Below are 19,916 nucleotides of genomic sequence, written 5' to 3' on the forward strand. Positions count from 1 at the left end.
TACCATGATTACACATACCGCAAAGCGAATTTTTGAGCGCGCTGTCGATGATTATCACATTAAAAATGATGTAGACCAGCCTTTTAAAAATCCGTTTGATACAGACGTAGATTTCTTAGAACATTTACTTTACCGTAAAGCTTGGATCGATACTGTACAGTGGCATTATGAAGATATTATACGTGATCCGCAAATAGATCCTGTTGCAGCACTTAAATTGAAGCGTCAAATAGACTCTTCAAATCAGGAACGTACAGATATGGTGGAGTATATAGACAGTTATTTTCTTAAAGAATATAAGGATATTGAGCCTAATGATAATGCAACGATTAATACAGAAAGTCCGGCGTGGGCATTAGATCGTTTATCTATTCTTACCCTTAAAATTTATCATATGGAAGAAGAAGCAAACCGCCAGGATGCTTCAGATGACCATAAAGAAGCTTGCCAGAAAAAACTAGATATACTTTTAGAGCAACGGGTAGATTTATGTGCCGCCATAGACACACTTATCATTGATATTCGCAATGGAGATAAGTACATGAAAGTTTACAAGCAGATGAAAATGTACAATGATGATGAGCTAAATCCAGTATTGCGTAATCAGAACAGAAACTCATAAATGGCAATAAAATCGCCACATATATTATGCATACGCTTTTCTGCTATGGGTGATGTGGCGATGACCATTCCGGTTTTAATCGCGTTAACACGCAGATACCCTGATCTGGAAATAACTGTGGTGTCAAAACCTTTTTTTGCGCCTCTTTTTCAATCTATTGAGCGTGTTCATTTTTATGGAGCAGATGTTAAAACAAAATACAAAGGCGCATTAGGTCTTTATAAACTTTTTAAGGATCTCAAGCCCGAGCGTTTTACCGCAATTGCAGATTTACATAGTGTTATAAGATCACATGTTTTAAAATCTTTTTTTCGCTTGCGCGGAAACTATACCGCTCAAATAGATAAAGGCCGAGCTGAGAAAAAAGCCCTAACAAAATCTGTTAATAAAGATTTTAGACCTTTATTAACCACACACGAGCGATATGCTTCAGTTTTTAAAAAAATAGGTTATCCCGTACAACTTGATGGAAGTGAGATTCTAGCAAAGCAGAGTTTAAGCAATAATGTGCGAGCTATGTTAGGAAATGAACCTCAAAAGTGGTTGGGAATTGCACCTTTTGCGGCTCACGATGGTAAAAAATACCCTTTAGAATTACTCGATGAAGTTTTAGCTGCATTAAGTGAAAAGCCTTATAAAATAATTCTTTTTGGTGGTGGTAAAGAAGAAGAGCGGCTATTAAACTTATTGGCATCAAAATATGACGCTGTATGTAGTGTTGCCGGTTGCTTTAGTTTTTCCGAAGAAATCGCCTTGATATCTCATTTAGATGCTATGCTTGCCATGGATAGTGGAAATGGACATTTGGCTGCACTTTTTGGGATTCCTACACTTACGATTTGGGGTGCTACACATCCTTATTTGGGGTTTGCACCGTACAAACAATCAACAGAAAATCAATTACTTGCAGATCGTGAGAGGTATCCTGCGATACCCACATCTGTTTATGGTAATAAAGTTCCACAAGGATATGAAAATGTCATGCATACCATATTGCCAGAGCAAGTTTTACAACGCATTTACGCACTTCTAGATTAGAATATTATGAAAAAAACACTCAAGCAACTTCTTAATATTGAGCACCCTATTATTGTTGCTCCTATGTTTTTAGTTTCTAATGTAGCAATGATAAAATCAGCAATGCAAGCAGGAGTTGCAGGATGTATTCCTGCATTAAATTATCGTACACTTCCAGAACTGCGAGAAGCGATCACTCAATTAAAAGCCTCAAAAACAGAAAATGGGGCTTTTGGTTTCAATTTAATTGTAAATAAATCCAATCTTAAATTTCCAGATCAATTAGAGGTATGCTGCGAGATGGGTGTAGATTTTATAATTACATCACTGGGAAATCCTAAACAAGTAATTGAAGAAGCGCACAAAAAGGGAATTCTTGTATTCTGTGACGTTGTAAATATTGAACAAGCCTTAAAAGTAGAAGCATTAGGCTGTGACGCCGTAATTGCTGTTAACAATGAAGCGGGAGGTCATAGAGGGGACAGGTCACCTAAACAATTGACAAAGGAGATTAATGAAGCGTTAAAAATCCCTGTGATTTCTGCCGGTGGGGTAGGTAATAAATCTGAGCTGGAGGAGAAGATGAGCTATGGTGCAGTAGGAGTAAGTATTGGGAGTCCGTTTATTGCATCAGAAGAAGCAGGGGTCTCTAAAGAATACAAAGAAGCTTGTGTGGCGTATGGGGCAAAAGATATAGTAGTTACTCAAAAGATAAGCGGAACGCCTTGTACAGTCATTAATACACCTTATGTACAGGAAATAGGTACAGAACAATCGTGGATTGAAAGCCTATTGAATAAAAATAAATGGCTTAAAAAGTATGTAAAGATGCTGCGCTTTTTTAAAGGGACTAATATGGTTACCAAAGCAGCGGCAGGAGCGACTTATAAAACGGTATGGGTTGCGGGACCTACAATTGAACATACAACATCTATTGAGTCTCTTCAAAAAATTATTCAACGATTCATCTAGCGAGAAACAAGAATATATTTAAAAAAAAGCACCTCAGATTTTAATCTGAGGTGCTTTTTTAGGAGAATAATTTAATCTCTATAAATCATCATAATCAACTGTCAAGTTTGCTGAGGTAGCTAATGCCTGGCAGGTTAGAATTAATCCTTCTGCTACTTCACCGTCTGTAAGAATTTGATTTTTACGCATCACAGCGGTCCCTTCTGTTACACGAGCTATACAACTACTACAAATACCCCCTTGACAAGAATAGGGTACATCGATGTCATTATCTAAAGCTGCATCTAAAACAATTTTATCTTGATTTATTGTAAGTTCAAACTCCTCATCGTCAACCACAATTTTAAGCTGGGTAACACCATCTAAAGCTTCAGCGATTTCTGCACCGTCATTTGAACTGGTAAATAGCTCAAACTTAATTTTGTCTTCAGCTATATTATTTTCAGCAAGAATAGCGCTAACCCCTTTGATCATTTCTTCAGGACCACATAAAAAATACTGATCAAAATCATGAGATTTAAACTTGTTCTTCAGTATATAATTAACTGTTGCATTCTCGATACGTCCAAAATGAGAATCTGTTTCTTGCTTTCGGCTAAATACAAATTCTAAAAATAAACGTTCGGGATATTTTAGCTGAAGTTCTAAAAGCTCTTTATGAAAAATCGTTTCTTCGATTGTTCTGTTTCCGTATAGCAAAACAAATCTGCTATTCGGCTCTTGTTCTAAAACCGTTTTTACAATAGATAGTACTGGCGTTATACCACTTCCTGCTGCAAATGCTGCGTAATCTTTATTGTTATCAGCATTGGTTTCAATAAAAAATTTGCCTTCTGGAGGATGAACTTCAAGAGATTCACCTACTGTTAATTTATTATTAGCCAGCACAGAAAATGTACCACCTTCTACTTCCTTTACAGCAACCTTAAGTTTACCACTTTGAGGTGTTGAACATAGAGAATATGCACGGCGTATTTCTTTCCCTTCAATTTCGGTTTTTAAAGTAACATACTGCCCGGCTTTAAATTCAAATTGCTTCTTTAGTGCGTCAGGTACACCAAAAGTTATGCTTACAGCTTGTGCCGTTTCGCGTGTAATATCTTGTATAGTAAGTGCGTGAAAATCGCTCATTGCTTAAAAATTTTGGCAAAAATACAAAGCATGATGGTTATGAAGCGTAACATTTTTATAATTTTCACACTAATAGTATGACCATAAGCCAAAAAATAAATTAGATGATTAAACACTTTCTCAATCTAGAGTGGAAAAGCTTTTTTAGATCTGCTGCCTTTCAAACAAATATTATTCTTAAAATATTCATGGCGCTGGGAGCGCTTTATTTTATTGGAATATTCTCTATGGCGGGTGTAGGAGCCTATTTTGGCCTGGAAAAGGCAGGATTAGAGCCGCTGCAAACCGTAAATCGTTTTCTAATTTACTACCTGGTTGTAGATCTTCTCATCAAATATTTTTTACAAAAAATGCCCGTGGTAAATATAAAACCGCTGCTTATAATTCCGTTTAAAAAATCTAAGATCGTAGATTTTGCATTAGGCAAAACAATGGTTTCTTTTTTTAACTGTATCCACGCATTTTTCTTTATTCCATTTAGTGTGGTATTACTCATTAAGGGTTATGATCCCTTACATGTAATTACTTGGCATATTGGCATTTTAGCGATGATTTACATAAATAATTTTATAAATGTATTTCTTAACGACGCTCTTGCTCTGGTTGTAGGTTTTGCGACTGTAATTGCAGCTTTTGGAGCCTTACAGTATTATGAAGTATTTGATGTAACACCTTATATAGGTGCTTACTTTCAGGGTCTTTATGATTATGTGTGGCTATTTATAATTCCGGTTGTAGTAGTTGTAATTTTTTATAAGGTTGCACATAGCTTTTTCTTAAGAAGACTTTATCTAGATGCAGGACTCGCTACTAAAGCTCAGATGGCATCTACCGAAAATCTTGACTGGTTGGATCGATTCGGGAAAACGGCCAGTTTTTTAAAAAATGATATAAAACTCATAAAACGCAATAAGAGGTCGCGTACTACATTGATTATGAGTGTGGTGTTTCTTTTTTACGGTCTTCTATTTTTCTCTGGCGGAATTGAAAGTTATGACAATCCATTTATGAAGATATTTGCCGGTATATTTGTTTCTGGCGGATTTATGTTCAGTTTTGGTCAGTTTGTACCTAGTTGGGATAGTTCGTATTACCCCTTAATGATGACTCAAAATATTAAGTATCAGGAATATTTAAAGTCAAAATGGATGCTGGTTGTAATTGCTACAGCTATATCTACGGTTCTTGGTGCTTTTTACCTTTATTTTGGATGGGAAGCTTACGCAGCTATTCTTGTAGGAGGCATTTTTAATATGGGTGTTAATGGCCACGTGGTTCTGCTAGGCGGTGCTTATATCAAAACTCCAATAGATTTAACGAGTAATAAAAAAGCATTTGGAGACAGCTCTTCTTTTAATGTAAAAACCCTTTTGATCACTGTGCCTAAATTATTGCTGCCCATTGCTTTGTATGCACTAGGTCATTTTACACTAGGACCCGTTTTAGGTTATGCATTAGTCGCGCTCGCCGGTCTGGCTGGGTTTGCATTTAGAGATTTTATGTTCAAAAAAATTGAAAGTGTGTATAAAGCCGAAAAATATAAAACCATCGCAGCCTATAAACAAAAGAACTAATCCCTTGTTAGCCTTAAGAAAGGGAAAAACAATTATCTACGAACAAAGAACTATACAATATGATACATATTCACGATTTATCAAAGACCTATAACGGAGTTACCGTTTTGAAGATTGAAGAACTTAATATTCCTAAAGGGGAAGCTTTTGGTCTTGTAGGAAACAATGGCGCAGGAAAAACAACACTATTTAGTGCGCTATTAGATCTTATACGACCTACTACAGGATATATTCAAAATGGAGAAGTTAAGGTTAATGAGAGCGAAGCATGGAAATCACACACCGCATCATTTATTGATGAAAGCTTTTTAATAGGTTATTTAACTGCAGAAGAATACTTTTATTTTATAGGAGAGTTACGGGGTCAAAACAAAGCAGATGTTGATGCATTATTAGCAGGTTTTGCAGATTTCTTCAATGATGAGATTTTAGGCAAACGTAAATATCTGCGTGATCTTTCTAAAGGAAACCAAAAGAAAGTAGGAATCGTTGCCACTTTAATAGGTAATCCTGATGTGATTATTCTTGACGAGCCTTTTGCAAATCTCGATCCTACAACACAATTTAGACTTAAAGGCATTATTAAAAAACTAGCTCAAGATACAGATATCACTGTGTTAGTTTCTAGTCATGATCTTATTCATGTTACAGAAGTGTGCGAGCGTATTGTGGTTCTGGAAAAAGGAAGTGTAGTTAGAGATATTAGAACCTCTGAAGCCACGCTGAAGGAGTTAGAGACTTATTTTAGCAAAGAGGATACTGTGGCTGAGAATGTTTAATGTTAATGTGATTAAAAAGCGTGTTTAAGTAATCAATTTTGGCGCATTAAATTTATTTCAATAGCTATTTAAACCGTTCATACTAATTTTGCTACTTTGCAGTTATTGCTTTATACTAAACTAGATTTGCAAACTCAGGTACAAAAAATACTCATCTTAGCAGTGTTAGCGAGTGGTCTTGTGGGGTGCTCGCGTAAAAAAGACAAATTTCTAAGTAGAAATTTTCACGCACTTACTACAGAATACAATACGCTGTTTAACGGTAGGCAAGCTTTTGAGCAAGGTCGTGATGCTCTTATTAACGGGTATCAAGATAATTTTTGGTCTATTTTACCAGTTGAGCGTTTAGAAAATCCAGAGTACATTCCCTTACCCGGAGATGCTGTAGATCCAAGTTTTAAAATTGCTGAAGAAAAAGCTATTAAAGCCATTCAAAAGCACAGTATGCAAATAAATGGCTCTGAGCGCAATCCGCAAATGGATGAAGCTTTTATGCTTTTAGGAAAATCCCGCTATTACGATATGCGGTTTGTTCGCGCCCTTGAAGCTTTCAATTATATTCTCGCCTATTATCCCGCCAGTAATAATATCGCTCAAGCAAAAATTTGGAAGGCAAAAACAGATCTTAGATTAGATAATACTAAAATCGCCATTGAGCAACTTCACAAACTTCTCAAAGAAGAAAAAGAACTTGATGCACAGGATTATGCAGATGCATCTGCCATGTTAGCGCAAGGTTATATTACAGAAAACCGCATAGATAGTGCGCTGGTCTATATTGAAAAAGCGGCCTTTTTAACTCGTAAAAATGAAGAGAAAGGCAGGTATTATTTTATTCAAGGGCAATTGTATGATTTAGTAGATCAACCTCAGTTAGCAAATGCCAATTACGATAAGGTAATTGATTTAAATCGCAAGTCGCCACGACGATATATGATTAATGCTTATGTGAATAAGATTGCAAATTTTGATTATCAATCTCAGGATCAACAGCAACTTTTTGAACTGCTTACAAATTTAGAGAGCAATAGGGAAAACAGACCTTATTTAGATATTATAAATTATCAGTTTGCGCAGTTTTATCTAAATGTGGGACAACAAGATTCCGCAGTTTCTTATTTCAATAAATCTCTTACCTCAAAAAGTGCTGATAATTTTCTAGTCTCACGGAATTACCTAAGTCTTGGCGAACTTAATTTTGACAATTCCGAGTATCTACAAGCAGGTGCTTATTATGACAGTACATTGTCTTTTATTCCTGAAAATACCCGAGAGTTCCGTGACATTTATAAGAAACGTACAAATCTAAATGACGTCATACTTTATGAAGGTATTTCTAAGAGCAACGATAGCATATTAAAATTGGTTGCAATGAATTCTGCAGATCGTAAAAGCTATTTTGAAGATTATATATTTCAATTAAAAGAGCAACGAAGTAAGGATTCTATATCGGCATCAATCGCTGAAGCTACTATTGCTAATAATGAATTTTTTACTCCAGACACACAGGTCCCGACAGGAAGTGTATTTTATTTTTATAACCCAGTACAGGTTGCACAAGGTAAACTAGATTTTAAATCCAGATGGGGATCTAGAGCTAATGAAGATAACTGGCGTATATCTAATAAACAAGGAGCACTGCAAGAAGAAAAAGTAGCTTCTGGAAGAGAAGACGAGTTAAAACTTACGGAAGACGGTTTGTATTCTGTAGATACTTATATTTCAAAAATTCCATCTCAACAACCTGTAATTGATAGCATAAATACAGCACGTAATTATGCTTATTATCAGCTTGGACTTATTTACAAAGAAAAATTAAAAGAGCCTCAGCTAGCTATACAGCGGTTAGAGGCGCTTTTACAAAATGATCCTGAAGAACGTCTAATACTGCCAGCAAAATATAATCTTTACCAACTGTATGCCTCTCAGAATGAAGCATTCAATAGAGATAAGTATAAAAATGATATACTTATAAATTATGCAGATACTCGATACGCTAGTATAATTAATAATCCTGGTAATGTGTTGGCTAAAGATGCAGACAGTCCAGAGGTTTTGTATAATAATTTATATGAACAGTTTGAAAATCAAAACTTTAAACAAGTCATTGTGAATGCAGATCGTTATATTGACGAATTTGCAGGAGATTCTTTTGTGCCAAAATTTGAATTACTGAAAGCTACAGCAATCGGTAGATATCGCGGCTTTGAAGCATATGAAGCAGCTTTAAATTATGTTGCTTTAAATTATCCTAATCAAGAGGAGGGCAAACGTGCTAAAGAATTAATTGAAAAGGCACTACCACAATTGAAAAGTGCTGATTTTGCACCAGATTCTCAGGTACTTAGTTTTAAGATACTTTATGCAATTAATAAGCAAGACTTAGAGCAGGTAAATCTGTATAATGATTTCTTTACACAGTTTATAAAAGAACAAGGGTCTTCAGCCATTTTCACATCTCGGGATGTGTATGATTCAAACACGACTTTTGTTGTAATACACGGTTTTAAGACTGCAGCAGACGCGATGTTTTTTGCTGAAAAATTAAAGAAATCTGAATCTACTACAGTTAAAACAGAACCAATTGTAATAAGCGCAGACAATTATAGAATTGTTCAGATACATAAAAATATAGAAGCATTTAAAAACAAAGAAGTAGAGTAATACGATGAGAAAAGATAAATCTGTAAATAATCTAGACCAAGGAAGTAAACAAAATAGGATAAGTGATGGCACCTCAATTGTAGGAGATGTAAAATCACAAGGAGATTTTAGACTCGACGGATCATTAGAAGGTAAATTAGAAAGTACAGGAAAAGTAGTAATAGGTAAAAACGGACTTCTAAAAGGAACTCTCATCTGCAAAGATGCAGATATTGAAGGCAAAGTAGAAGGGATTTTAAAAGTAGAAGAACTTCTTAATTTACGTGCAAGTGCAGTTGTAAATGGCGATGTTTCTACAGGAAGACTTGCTGTAGAGCCAGGAGCAGATTTTAATGCGAGTTGTGAAATGGGTAATGGAGTAAAAAATCTTTCAAACAATGTCAGAAAAGAAACCGGAAAATCAGCTTAGCACCTGGGCAAAATTTTCAACAATAGCTATTCAAATGGGAGGAACTATTTTTTTAGGTAACCTCCTTGGATCTTGGTTAGACACCAAGTTTGAAACCACATATTTAGAATCAACCATTACTTTACTCGCTGTATTTTTATCGATGTATATCGTTATTCGGGGAGTAAAACAACTCAACAAATAATGCTTACAAAGCGCTTAGTCACCTATTTTGTAATAATTGCAGCTCTTTTTTTATTAGGATATTTTATCCACACTGCCCTATTGAGCAGTTTAGAAATTGAACACCCGTTTTCGTTATTAAATATTTATTTATTTCAGGCAATCGCAACATTAGTAATATGCGTAGGTTTTGAACTTATAGCAAGCTTTTCAAAGCGATTTTCAGATCAGTTAGGGTTTATATATTTAGCAACAATGATTGGTAAAATAGGAATATTCTGTTTAGTGTTCAAAAACACCCTGTTTTCGGGTGTGGTTTTAAGCAAAGCTGAGAGTCTTAGTTTGCTGATACCCATATTTATTTACTTGATTTATGAGGTAATTGCCATTACAAAAATCTTAAATAGAAATGCTTAGCGGTTTATTTGTTTTAAAATGATTCTTATTCTGAATAAAATGTTTAGTTTTGCAGCAAATTTTAGCAAGCCTTATTTTTGAAATTATAATAATGAAGATAGCAAAATTACCTATCCAATTTTTAACCGTTTTGATGTTTCTAACCATTGGAAACGCAGCTACGGCTCAGGAACACAGCGTTGCAGAAAGTAATGATGCTGGCACGTTGGATACTCAAGAAGAGATTGATGAGTATATTCAACATCATATTAAAGATTCTCATGATTTTCATTTGTATTCGTATACAGGTGATGATGGTGTGCGTCATTCTGTAGGTTTACCATTACCTGTTATTGTATGGGGAAGTAATGGTCCTGCAGCATTTATGTCTTCTGCTTTTCATCACGATATCAACGGTGAAGTAGTGGTTGAAGCAGGTGGAAGCAGATTTGTGAATCTTCATGATAAAATCTACGAATTAGAAGAAGGCGCAGAGACTGTTGAGATAGGAGGGGATCACCATCCGGTTAATGCACACATGCCTTTAGATTTATCTATTACAAAAAGTGTAGTAGGTATTCTTGTAATAGGAATATTAATGTTGATTTGGTTTTCGTCATTGGCGAGACAATACAAAAAGAGAACAATTCCTAAAGGTTTTGGTAGAGTATTAGAGCCACTTGTTATTTATGTGCGTGATGAGTTAGCACGTCCTAATATCGGTGAGAAGAAATACAGAAAATTCACAGGGTTTTTATTGACCGTATTTTTCTTCATCTGGATTCTGAATTTATTAGGTTTAACACCATTTGGATTTAACGTTACAGGACAGTTAGCGGTAACTGCAGCTTTGGCAATATTTACATTGATTATTTATACATTTAGTGGTAACAAAGACTACTGGATGCACATATTATGGATGCCTGGAGTTCCTTACTTAATACGTCCGGTATTAGCAGTTATCGAATTAGTAGGAGCTTTTATTATAAAACCTTTCTCACTTTTAGTTCGATTATTTGCAAATATATCTGCAGGTCACATTGTAATTATGAGTCTTATTGCAATTATGATTACGCTTAAAGGAGAATTAACACCTGCGGGATCAACACTATTATCATTTGTGTTGTCATTATTTATAACATTAATAGAAGTGCTTGTTGCATTTCTACAAGCCTATATCTTCACAATGCTTTCTGCCTTATTTATAGGAATGGCGGTTGCAGAGCATGATCACGATCATGACCACGCGCACGATAATGTGGATGCAGAAGATGTAAGAGCAGATTTCATTTAAAATTAATTTTTGTTTAATTATTTATATATTTTTTAATTATGGAAACAATGGTTCCAAATTTAGTAGGTGCTGGTTTAATCGTATTAGGTGCTGGTATTGGTTTAGGTAAAATTGGTGGAAGCGCTATGGAAGGTATCGCTCGTCAGCCAGAAGCTGCCGGTAAAATCCAAACTGCAATGATTATCATCGCTGCACTTTTAGAAGGTTTAGCATTTGGTGCACTTTTCTTAGGAAAATAATCCAAACAAAAAATCAAAACTCAATCTCCTGTAACGGTTGGTTGCAGGGTTTGAGTTTTAATTAAACAAACAATAAACGCGATCACATTATGGATCAATTATTAAATGACTTTTCTCCGGGACTGTTTATAATGCAAACAGTCTTATTGTTAGTGCTTATTTTACTAATGGTAAAATTTGCCTGGAAACCTATTCTTAAATCATTAGATGATCGTGAAGAAGGTATTCAAGGTGCATTAGAAGCTGCCGAAAAAGCACGCATAGATATGCAGAACCTTCAGGCAGATAATGAAAAAGCATTACAGCAAGCTCGTGAAGAGCGTGACGGAATGCTTAAAGAAGCTCGTGAGATCAGAGCAAAAATGATTGCTGAAGCAGAAGGAGATGCAAAATCTCAAGCAGATAAAATTATCCTTCAGGCTCAAGAAGCAATCGCTGCTGAAAAGCGCGCTGCAGTTGCTGAGTTAAAAAGTCAGGTTGCAGAGCTTTCTTTACAAATTGCTGAGAAAGTAGTGAAGGAAGAGCTTTCAGACAAAAATAAACAAATGCAGTATGTAGATAAGATGCTGCAAGACGCTACCCTTAATTAATTAAAAAAGTAGTTCATGTCTTCAAGAGCAGCAATACGTTATGCAAAAGCAATTTTAGAACAGGCCAGTGAAAAGGGTACTGCTGAAGTTGTTTTTGGTAATATGAAATCTATTGAGGCAACCCTCAACGCGAGTAAAGAATTAAGAAATGTGCTTAAGAGTCCGATTATAAAATCTGATGATAAACGCGCATCATTGCTTGCAATTTTTAGTGGATATGATTTGAGTACAACAAGTCTTATAGAATTATTAGTTGACAAAAAAAGAACTGCAATTCTAGGAGATGTAGCATCAAGTTATGTTGATCTTTACAATAAATCTAAAGGTATTGTTGTTGCACATTTAACAACTGCAGTTGAACTGGATGCTTCCTTAGAGGCAAAAGTTCTAGTAAAAGTTAAGGAGATAACAGACGGTAAAGATGTTACACTTGAGCATCATATAGATTCTAACCTTATAGGTGGGTTTATATTACGAGTAGGTGATGTGCAATACGACGCAACAGTTGCAAACCAATTAGATAAAATACAAAAAGAGTTTAGTAATCGTTTATAATTACAACTAAGTCTTGAGTTAAACAAAGACTTATTAGATATCAAACAAAATGGCAGAAGTAAAACCAGCTGAAGTTTCAACAATATTAAAGAAACAACTTTCAGGCTTTGAAGCATCAGCTTCATTAGATGAGGTAGGAACAGTACTTACCGTAGGTGATGGTATTGCCCGTGTTTACGGTCTTTCTAACGCACAATACGGAGAACTCGTTGAATTTGACGGAGGTCTTGAAGGTATTGTATTAAACTTAGAAGAAGATAATGTAGGGGTTGTACTCTTAGGTCCTTCTAAAGAGGTTAAAGAAGGTGCTACAGTAAAACGTACCCAGCGTATCGCATCTATTAATGTAGGTGAAGGTATCGTAGGACGTGTTGTAAACACTTTAGGTCAGCCTATAGATGGTAAAGGAGCTATACAAGGTGAAACTTATGAGATGCCACTTGAGCGTAAAGCTCCAGGTGTTATCTATCGTCAGCCGGTAACAGAACCATTACAGACAGGTATTAAATCTATTGATGCTATGATCCCTGTAGGTCGTGGTCAACGTGAACTTGTAATTGGTGACCGTCAGACAGGTAAAACTACTGTTTGTATTGATACGATCTTAAATCAAAAAGAATTTTACGATGCAGGTGAGCCTGTATATTGTATATATGTTGCAATAGGACAAAAAGCTTCTACTGTAGCAAACATTGCTAATGTACTTGAGGAAAAAGGTGCTTTAGCATATACCACCATTGTTGCTGCAAATGCATCAGATCCTGCAACTATGCAGGTTTATGCTCCTTTTGCAGGTGCTTCTATTGGTGAGTATTTTAGAGATACTGGTCGTCCAGCTTTAATTATTTATGATGATTTATCAAAGCAAGCGGTAGCCTATCGTGAGGTATCTCTTTTACTACGTCGCCCACCGGGACGTGAAGCATATCCTGGAGACGTTTTCTTCTTACACTCTCGTTTATTAGAGCGTGCTGCAAAAGTTATTGCAGATGATGATATCGCTAAGAATATGAACGATCTTCCAGATACTTTAAAGCCTATCGTTAAAGGTGGTGGTTCATTAACAGCACTTCCTATTATTGAAACTCAGGCAGGTGACGTTTCTGCGTACATTCCTACTAACGTAATCTCGATTACAGATGGTCAGATTTTCTTAGATGGGGATTTATTTAACTCTGGTGTACGTCCTGCAATTAACGTGGGTATTTCTGTATCACGTGTAGGTGGTAATGCACAGATTAAATCAATGAAGAAGGTTGCAGGTACTTTAAAACTTGATCAGGCAGCTTTCCGTGAACTTGAAGCTTTTGCCAAATTTGGTTCAGATTTAGATTCTGCTACATTAAGTGTAATTGAAAAAGGTAAGCGTAACGTAGAGATTCTTAAGCAAGGTGAAAACACACCATTTACTGTAGAAGATCAGATCGCAATTATATACGCAGGTTCTAAAAACTTGCTACGTAATGTGCCTATCAATAAAGTTAAAGAATTTGAAAGAGACTACCTGGAGTTTTTAAATGCTAAACACAGAGATGTGCTTGACACTTTAAAAGCAGGTAAACTTACAGACGAAGTTATCGATACGTTAACTACTGTAGCAAAAGACCTTTCATCTAGATATACTAAGTAATTTTTTCGCAAAGCGAAAAAACCAATTAAAGAATGGCAAATTTAAAGGAAATACGTAACCGGATTTCATCAGTATCCTCAACGATGCAGATAACAAGCGCTATGAAAATGGTGTCTGCTGCAAAGTTGAAAAGGGCTCAAGATGCTATTACAGCTATGCGCCCATATTCTGATAAATTAACCGAACTTTTACAAAGCTTAAGCGCTTCTATGGAAGGCGATAGTGGAAGTCGTTTTGCCGAAGAACGTGAAGTTAAAAAAGTGCTAGTAGTTGTGATCTCTTCAAATAGAGGTTTAGCTGGTGCTTTTAACTCTAACATCGTTAAAGAAGCAAAGAATATTCAAACAGTTGCTTACCCTGGTAAAGAAGTACACTTCTTAACAGTAGGTAAAAAAGCTAGTGATATTCTTAAGAAGTCGGCTAAAATTATTTCTAACGACAATGCAATTTTTGACGATCTTACCTTTGAAAATGTAGAGGTAATCGCAGAAAATGTGATGGACTTATTTGTAAATGGTCAGTATGATAAAGTGGAATTGGTTTACAATTCATTTAGAAATGCTGCTACGCAAATTGTTACAAGAGAACAATTCTTACCTATTGTTCCTTTAAAAGAGCAATTTGAAAATGTAGAAGTGTCTTCTGTAGATTATATTTTTGAGCCATCTAAAGAGGAAATTGTAAAACAATTAATTCCTAAAGCATTAAAGACACAGTTCTTTAAAGCGGTTAGAGATTCTGTAGCAAGTGAACACGGTGCGCGTATGACTGCGATGCATAAGGCAACTGATAATGCAACTGAATTAAGAGATCAGCTTAAGCTTACTTATAACAAAGCAAGACAAGCAGCAATTACAAATGAAATTTTAGAAATTGTAGGTGGTGCAGAAGCATTAAACAATTAAGATTATTTAAAATTCATATATTAAAGCCTTGCAATTGCAAGGCTTTTTTTATTCTTGTTATTTCAATAAAAAACCAAAGTCTCAATATTAATATTCTAACCCAAAATATATTCTATGTATTATAAATTTTCAATCTTTATAATTTTAGCATTTCTTGTGAGTTCTTGCGGAAGCAATAAAGTTTTAGGCGTCAGAGACTTTTCAGTAAAAAATATAGAACGAATCGAATTAGATAATCAAGCATTTGAAATTACATTTGAAGTAAATGAGCTGAATCATAATACGCAACTTGAATATTTATATTTTGACAATCAGAAATCTGCTGTAGTCAATTACAGTGAAAATAAATTTTCTGCAAAATTTGCTCCTTCCAAGATCAATTCAGAAGATCGAATTCTTTCTGTAAATAGAGCAGAAGAAGCAAAAAATACATTGCCACAACTTCCGGTTAAGCCTCCTTTAGAAATTGAGAAATCTGAAGCTTTATTAAGCTACATTATAGAATCTGAGATTAAATACAAGGTGCTAGATTTAAAAAGCGAGTTGTAAACATTCCCCAAGTTTGAAAGCATTAAAGTGATTTTAATTTGGCTACTTTAACTTACTTTTGAACCCTAAATAAAACTTTTTTGAGTGTACTTAAGCGTTTTGTAAAGGATACAGCGGTATATGGTCTGGCTACTATTTTGCCTAGATTGATGAGCTTTGTTTTAATAGGTTTACATACCGAAAAACTGGAAACAACGGGTTATGCAGAAAACACTTCTTTTTACATAGGTGCTGCATTTTTAAATGTTTTGCTAACCTATGGGATGGAAACTGCTTTTTTCAGATTTTTCTCAAAATCTGAAAATAAGGAACGGGTTTATTCTACAGTTTTAATTGCCTTGACAATTAGTAGCTGTATAGCTTTTGTACTTTTATGGCTATTAAAAGAACCCATTACAGAAGCTTTAGAGTTGCCCGTTAAGTATATTGGATACTTGATAGGCGTAACTATACTAGATACGCTTGTAGTGGCTCCGTTTGCCTATTTAAGGGCAAAAGGTAGGGCGCTAAGGTTTGCTGGGATTAAACTTATAAATCTGGCTATTTATGTACTTCTAAACTTTTTCCTTCTTTGGGCAATACCTTATTTCTCCCTCTCTTTTGATTGGTATAATTCCGACGAATTACTCACTTACATCTTTATCGCAAATCTAATCGCAAGTGCAGTAACATTGCTGCTGATACTCCCAGATTTTTTCAAGACAAAATTGGTTTTTGATAAACATCTTTTTTCACAATTATGGAATTATGGTTGGCCGGTATTAGTCGCGGGGATGGCATTTGTAATTAATGAAAATCTTGATAAATTATTGTTAGGTAATATGCTTGATAAGGATATAATGGGTGCTTATTCAGGTTGTTATAAATTGGCTGTATTTATGACCATCTTTATACAAGCTTTTAGGTTAGGGGCAGAGCCATTTTTTTTCAATCACGCAAGAAATAAAAATGCTCCTATCACATATGCCACTATCTTAAAATATTTTGTCATCGTTGGTGCAGGTGGTCTTCTCTTAATTGTCTGCTTCATAGATATTTTTAAAGAACTATTGATACGAGATGAGCAGTACTGGAAAGCTCTTGAAATTGTACCGTATATACTTTTAGGGAATCTCTTTTTAGGGATCTATCATAACTTATCAGTTTGGTATAAGCTAACTGATAAAACCCAATACGGAATGTACTTTTCAATATTAGGAGCCGGTCTCACTATCGTTCTAAATATAGTTTTAATTCCAGTAATCGGCTTTATGGCATCGGCATATGCTACAGTAGTAGCCTATGGTGTGATGATGTTGATTTCGTACTTTTATGGACAAAAATATTATCACATTCCGTATAATGTAAGTCGTATAAGCCTGTATCTGGTTGTTGCTACAGCCGGAGCTTTAGTGTCGTTTTACTTTTTTAGAGCGCATTATTATATCAGTGCATTACTGATTTTCATATTTACTGCTCTAATTTTTTATTTAGAAAAAAAGGAATTAAAAAGTATTTTAAAAAGAAATAAATAGCCCTTAAATAAAGAAGAATGCAAATAAATATCATTAATAAATCGAATCACGCTTTACCTAATTATGAAACAATAGCTTCTGCAGGTATGGACCTAAGAGCAGTATTAGATGCTCCTGTGGTTTTAAAACCCTTAGAGCGCTCCATAATTAAAACTGGTTTATTTATTGAATTGCCTGTAGGTGTTGAAGCCCAGGTGAGACCGCGAAGCGGACTTGCAGCAAAAAACGGAATTACTGTTTTAAATGCACCAGGAACAATAGATGCAGATTATCGTGGTGAGATAGGGGTTATTCTTGTGAATCTCTCAAATGATGATTTTACTGTAGAAAGTGGTGCGCGTATCGCGCAATTAGTAATAGCAAAGCACGAGCGAGCAGCATGGAACGAGGTAGAAGTACTTAATGAGACTACTCGTGGAGCGGGTGGCTTTGGAAGCACAGGAACAAAATAAAACGCTATTTATTTTGTTCTATTAAAGTCCCGCATTAATAATATGCGAGATGCCTTTTGTAAATCTCAAAAGGGGAAATATCTGAAATTAAAATTATGAAAATTATAGTCCCTATGGCTGGTCGCGGTTCTCGACTGCGCCCACATACTTTAACAATACCAAAACCTCTTATACCTATTGCAGGCAAACCTATAGTTCAACGTCTTGTTGAAGATATAGCTCATGTCTCGGAAGAAACAATAGAGGAAATTGCCTTTGTAATAGCCGAAGATTTTGGTGTAGAAACGGAGGAAAATTTAAAGCAAATTGCCCAAAGTTTAGGCGCAAAGGGAACTATATATTATCAAGACAAACCATTGGGTACTGGCCACGCCATTATGTGTGCTCAAGAATCATTAGACGGTCCTTGCGTGATTGCTTATGCAGACACACTTTTTAGAGCAGATTTTAAACTAGATAAAGAGGCAGATAGCGTAATCTGGGTAAAGCAGGTAAAAAATCCGCAAGCGTATGGTGTGGTTTCATTAAGTGAAAATAACCAAATAACAGGTCTGGTAGAAAAACCAGCAGAATTTGTTTCAGATTTAGCCGTTATAGGGATTTATTATTTTAAAGATGGATCTGTTTTAAAAGAAGAACTTCAAGCAGTTTTAGATGCTAATCTTATGCACGGAGGTGAATACCAGATTAACGACGGTATCAAACAAATGCAAGCTAAAGGCTACGTCTTTAAACCCGGGAAAATTGAGGAATGGATGGACTGTGGCAATAAAAATGTTACGGTAGAGACAAACGGAAGAATGCTTCAGTTTTTACAAACAGAAGAAGAGAAATTAATTTCTCCTTCAGCTAAACTAGAGAATGCTAGCATAATTCCGCCAGTATATTTAGGGGATGATGTAGTAATTAAAGATTCGACAATAGGTCCTAATGTTTCCGTAGGTAAGGGTACTGTCATTGAAAACAGTACTATTGAGCATAGTTTAATTCAAAATTACAGCACTATAAAAAATGCACAATTAAAAAATGCGATGATAGGTAATTACGCCAAATACAATGGTAATTTTACCGAAATTAGTATCGGTGATTATTCCGAATTGATATAGGCTTTATTTAATGAAATTAGTTACGTGTTTACTTGTACTTTCTTTGTTTTCGCTAGTGGCGGAAGCACAAGAACCTGCTACATTAAAAGACGTAAATGTTGATAATCTGGAAGATGTTACAGATGATTTTCAGGAGTATTTTTTTGAAGCACTAAAGCAAAAAGGAATACAGAATTATGAGCGTGCCCTTGTTGCCTTAGATAAATGCATTTCATTAAGACCTCAAGAAGCTATTCTTTATTTTGAGAAAGGAAAGAATGAAGCTATGCTGGGTAATATAATCGAAGCAGAGAATAATTATTTAAAAGCACTACAGTTAAAACCTAATCAACGTGATATCATGGTGAGTCTGTATGATGTTTATTATGCGCGGCAGGATTTTGAAAAAGCTATAGATCTGGTTACTCAACTCGTGCAATTTGATATTAGATATAAAGAAGATTTAGCCCGTATTTATTTGCGTAAAGGTTCTTTTGAGAAGACAATAAGTCTTATTGACGAGCTGGATGAGAAGTTAGGTAAAGATGCCTATCGCAATCAAATTCGGCAGCAAGCGCTAGCGCTAAGTGGAGGTGATATTCAAGAAAAGGAACTTTTAAAACAAATAACTGCAAATCCCGCAAATGAGCAGAATTATCTTAACCTGATCTACGTCTATAGTGAGCAAGGTAAAACACAACAAGCCTATGAGACTGCACAAAGATTAATAAAAGTTAATCCCAAAACTGAAATTGTGCATATGGCATTGTACAAATATTACCTTGAAAGTGGAGATATAAAACAAGCTGTAAGTTCGTTAGAGAAAGTTATAAAAAGCGCTAAAATAGAACCAAAAGCTAAACATAGTATTTTAAACGACTTTCTAATATTTGTAGATCGCAATCCGGAGTATGAGGCAGAACTTGAACAGGCAGTTGCTTTATTTGCAAAAGAAGAGGATACTAATGTTAATGAAGAATTAGGCGCGTATTACATCAAGAATAAAGAAACAGACAAAGCGTTATCATCTTACAAAAACGCTTATAAAAAGAATCCTTCAGATCTGGGGGTTTTGCGCAATTTGCTAATGTTACAATTACAAGCAGAGCAGTTTGAAAATGCTACAAAATTAAGTGAGGAGGCATTAACATTGTATCCTTCGCAAGCACTATTTTATCTGGTGTATGGAGTTGCGCAAAATAGATTAGGAGCGCCTAAAAGCGCTAAAGATTATTTGGAAATGGGCTTAGACTACATTGCAGATGACCCAAAAATGACTGCAGATTTTTATAGTGAACTTTTACGTGCTTATGAGCTGTTAGGTGATGCTAAAAAGATCGAAAAATACCGTACACTTATTAATAATTTGAATTAGAC

At 35.3% G+C, this 19,916-nt stretch carries 21 protein-coding genes; 20 read left to right on the forward strand and 1 reads right to left on the reverse strand.

The window, feature by feature from the left end; all coding sequences use genetic code 11:
• Positions 1 to 4: 4 nt before the first annotated feature.
• From DSM00_RS00735 to DSM00_RS00745, 3 genes are read left to right on the forward strand one after another with little or no spacing between them, the layout of a single operon-like run.
• Positions 5 to 622: a DUF4254 domain-containing protein gene (locus DSM00_RS00735; RefSeq protein ID WP_128756109.1), complete on the forward strand. Its 618-nt coding sequence runs from the start codon at positions 5 to 7 to the stop codon at positions 620 to 622.
• Positions 623 to 1,660 (forward strand): glycosyltransferase family 9 protein, encoded by a 1,038-nt coding sequence (locus tag DSM00_RS00740; protein WP_241652333.1) that lies wholly within the window; start codon positions 623 to 625, stop codon positions 1,658 to 1,660.
• Positions 1,661 to 1,666: 6 nt separating this feature from the next.
• Positions 1,667 to 2,611, forward strand: coding sequence for an NAD(P)H-dependent flavin oxidoreductase (locus tag DSM00_RS00745; protein WP_128756110.1), 945 nt, complete (start codon positions 1,667 to 1,669; stop codon positions 2,609 to 2,611).
• A gap of 78 nt (positions 2,612 to 2,689) precedes the next feature.
• On the opposite strand, the gene DSM00_RS00750 is transcribed toward DSM00_RS00745, so the two are convergent.
• Positions 2,690 to 3,742 (reverse strand): ferredoxin--NADP reductase, encoded by a 1,053-nt coding sequence (locus DSM00_RS00750; protein WP_128756111.1) that lies wholly within the window; start codon positions 3,740 to 3,742, stop codon positions 2,690 to 2,692.
• A gap of 104 nt (positions 3,743 to 3,846) precedes the next feature.
• Here DSM00_RS00750 and DSM00_RS00755 point away from each other — a divergent pair, with 104 nt between their 5' ends.
• From DSM00_RS00755 to DSM00_RS00835, 17 genes are all read left to right on the forward strand, one after another.
• Positions 3,847 to 5,316, forward strand: a complete 1,470-nt coding sequence (locus tag DSM00_RS00755) for a DUF5687 family protein (RefSeq protein ID WP_128756112.1) — start codon at positions 3,847 to 3,849, stop codon at positions 5,314 to 5,316.
• A gap of 59 nt (positions 5,317 to 5,375) precedes the next feature.
• A complete protein-coding gene (locus tag DSM00_RS00760) occupies positions 5,376 to 6,095 on the forward strand; it encodes an ABC transporter ATP-binding protein (RefSeq protein ID WP_128756113.1) in 720 nt (239 codons plus the stop codon).
• A gap of 96 nt (positions 6,096 to 6,191) precedes the next feature.
• Positions 6,192 to 8,759, forward strand: coding sequence for a type IX secretion system periplasmic lipoprotein PorW/SprE (gene porW / locus DSM00_RS00765; protein ID WP_128756114.1), 2,568 nt, complete (start codon positions 6,192 to 6,194; stop codon positions 8,757 to 8,759).
• A gap of 4 nt (positions 8,760 to 8,763) precedes the next feature.
• A complete protein-coding gene (locus tag DSM00_RS00770) occupies positions 8,764 to 9,168 on the forward strand; it encodes a bactofilin family protein (protein ID WP_128756115.1) in 405 nt (134 codons plus the stop codon).
• Positions 9,137 to 9,352 carry an AtpZ/AtpI family protein gene (locus DSM00_RS00775; protein ID WP_128756116.1) on the forward strand — a complete coding sequence of 72 codons (216 nt, stop codon included), beginning with the start codon at positions 9,137 to 9,139 and terminating at the stop codon, positions 9,350 to 9,352. The genes DSM00_RS00770 and DSM00_RS00775 overlap by 32 nt, the downstream gene beginning before the upstream one ends.
• Positions 9,352 to 9,747 carry a DUF6168 family protein gene (locus DSM00_RS00780; protein ID WP_128756117.1) on the forward strand — a complete coding sequence of 132 codons (396 nt, stop codon included), beginning with the start codon at positions 9,352 to 9,354 and terminating at the stop codon, positions 9,745 to 9,747. Before DSM00_RS00775 ends, DSM00_RS00780 begins: the two co-directional genes overlap by 1 nt.
• Before the next feature lie 91 nt (positions 9,748 to 9,838).
• A complete protein-coding gene (atpB, locus tag DSM00_RS00785; RefSeq protein ID WP_128756118.1) occupies positions 9,839 to 11,020 on the forward strand; it encodes a F0F1 ATP synthase subunit A in 1,182 nt (393 codons plus the stop codon).
• A 38-nt stretch (positions 11,021 to 11,058) separates the two neighbouring features.
• Positions 11,059 to 11,259, forward strand: a complete 201-nt coding sequence (gene atpE, locus DSM00_RS00790; protein ID WP_164916274.1) for an ATP synthase F0 subunit C — start codon at positions 11,059 to 11,061, stop codon at positions 11,257 to 11,259.
• A gap of 89 nt (positions 11,260 to 11,348) precedes the next feature.
• Complete coding sequence (locus DSM00_RS00795) at positions 11,349 to 11,849, forward strand: F0F1 ATP synthase subunit B (RefSeq protein WP_128756119.1); 501 nt, start codon at positions 11,349 to 11,351, stop codon at positions 11,847 to 11,849.
• Positions 11,850 to 11,864: 15 nt separating this feature from the next.
• Positions 11,865 to 12,404 (forward strand): ATP synthase F1 subunit delta, encoded by a 540-nt coding sequence (gene atpH / locus DSM00_RS00800; protein ID WP_128756120.1) that lies wholly within the window; start codon positions 11,865 to 11,867, stop codon positions 12,402 to 12,404.
• A gap of 49 nt (positions 12,405 to 12,453) precedes the next feature.
• The gene (atpA, locus tag DSM00_RS00805) at positions 12,454 to 14,034 is read left to right on the forward strand and encodes a F0F1 ATP synthase subunit alpha (RefSeq protein ID WP_128756121.1); all 1,581 of its coding nucleotides are present in this window, start codon (positions 12,454 to 12,456) and stop codon (positions 14,032 to 14,034) included.
• A 32-nt stretch (positions 14,035 to 14,066) separates the two neighbouring features.
• On the forward strand, positions 14,067 to 14,939 hold the full coding sequence (gene atpG, locus DSM00_RS00810) for an ATP synthase F1 subunit gamma (RefSeq protein WP_128756122.1): 873 nt from the start codon (positions 14,067 to 14,069) through the stop codon (positions 14,937 to 14,939).
• A 114-nt stretch (positions 14,940 to 15,053) separates the two neighbouring features.
• A complete protein-coding gene (locus tag DSM00_RS00815; RefSeq protein ID WP_128756123.1) occupies positions 15,054 to 15,488 on the forward strand; it encodes a hypothetical protein in 435 nt (144 codons plus the stop codon).
• A gap of 80 nt (positions 15,489 to 15,568) precedes the next feature.
• On the forward strand, positions 15,569 to 17,002 hold the full coding sequence (locus DSM00_RS00820; RefSeq protein WP_128756124.1) for an oligosaccharide flippase family protein: 1,434 nt from the start codon (positions 15,569 to 15,571) through the stop codon (positions 17,000 to 17,002).
• Positions 17,003 to 17,019: 17 nt separating this feature from the next.
• Complete coding sequence (gene dut, locus DSM00_RS00825; protein WP_128756125.1) at positions 17,020 to 17,454, forward strand: dUTP diphosphatase; 435 nt, start codon at positions 17,020 to 17,022, stop codon at positions 17,452 to 17,454.
• Between the two features lie 95 nt (positions 17,455 to 17,549).
• Positions 17,550 to 18,560, forward strand: coding sequence for a sugar phosphate nucleotidyltransferase (locus DSM00_RS00830; protein ID WP_128756126.1), 1,011 nt, complete (start codon positions 17,550 to 17,552; stop codon positions 18,558 to 18,560).
• Positions 18,561 to 18,570: 10 nt separating this feature from the next.
• Positions 18,571 to 19,914 (forward strand): tetratricopeptide repeat protein, encoded by a 1,344-nt coding sequence (locus tag DSM00_RS00835; protein ID WP_128756127.1) that lies wholly within the window; start codon positions 18,571 to 18,573, stop codon positions 19,912 to 19,914.
• Positions 19,915 to 19,916 lie beyond the last annotated feature (2 nt).

The organism is Leeuwenhoekiella aequorea, from assembly GCF_004104375.1.
GTDB lineage: Bacteria > Bacteroidota > Bacteroidia > Flavobacteriales > Flavobacteriaceae > Leeuwenhoekiella > Leeuwenhoekiella aequorea.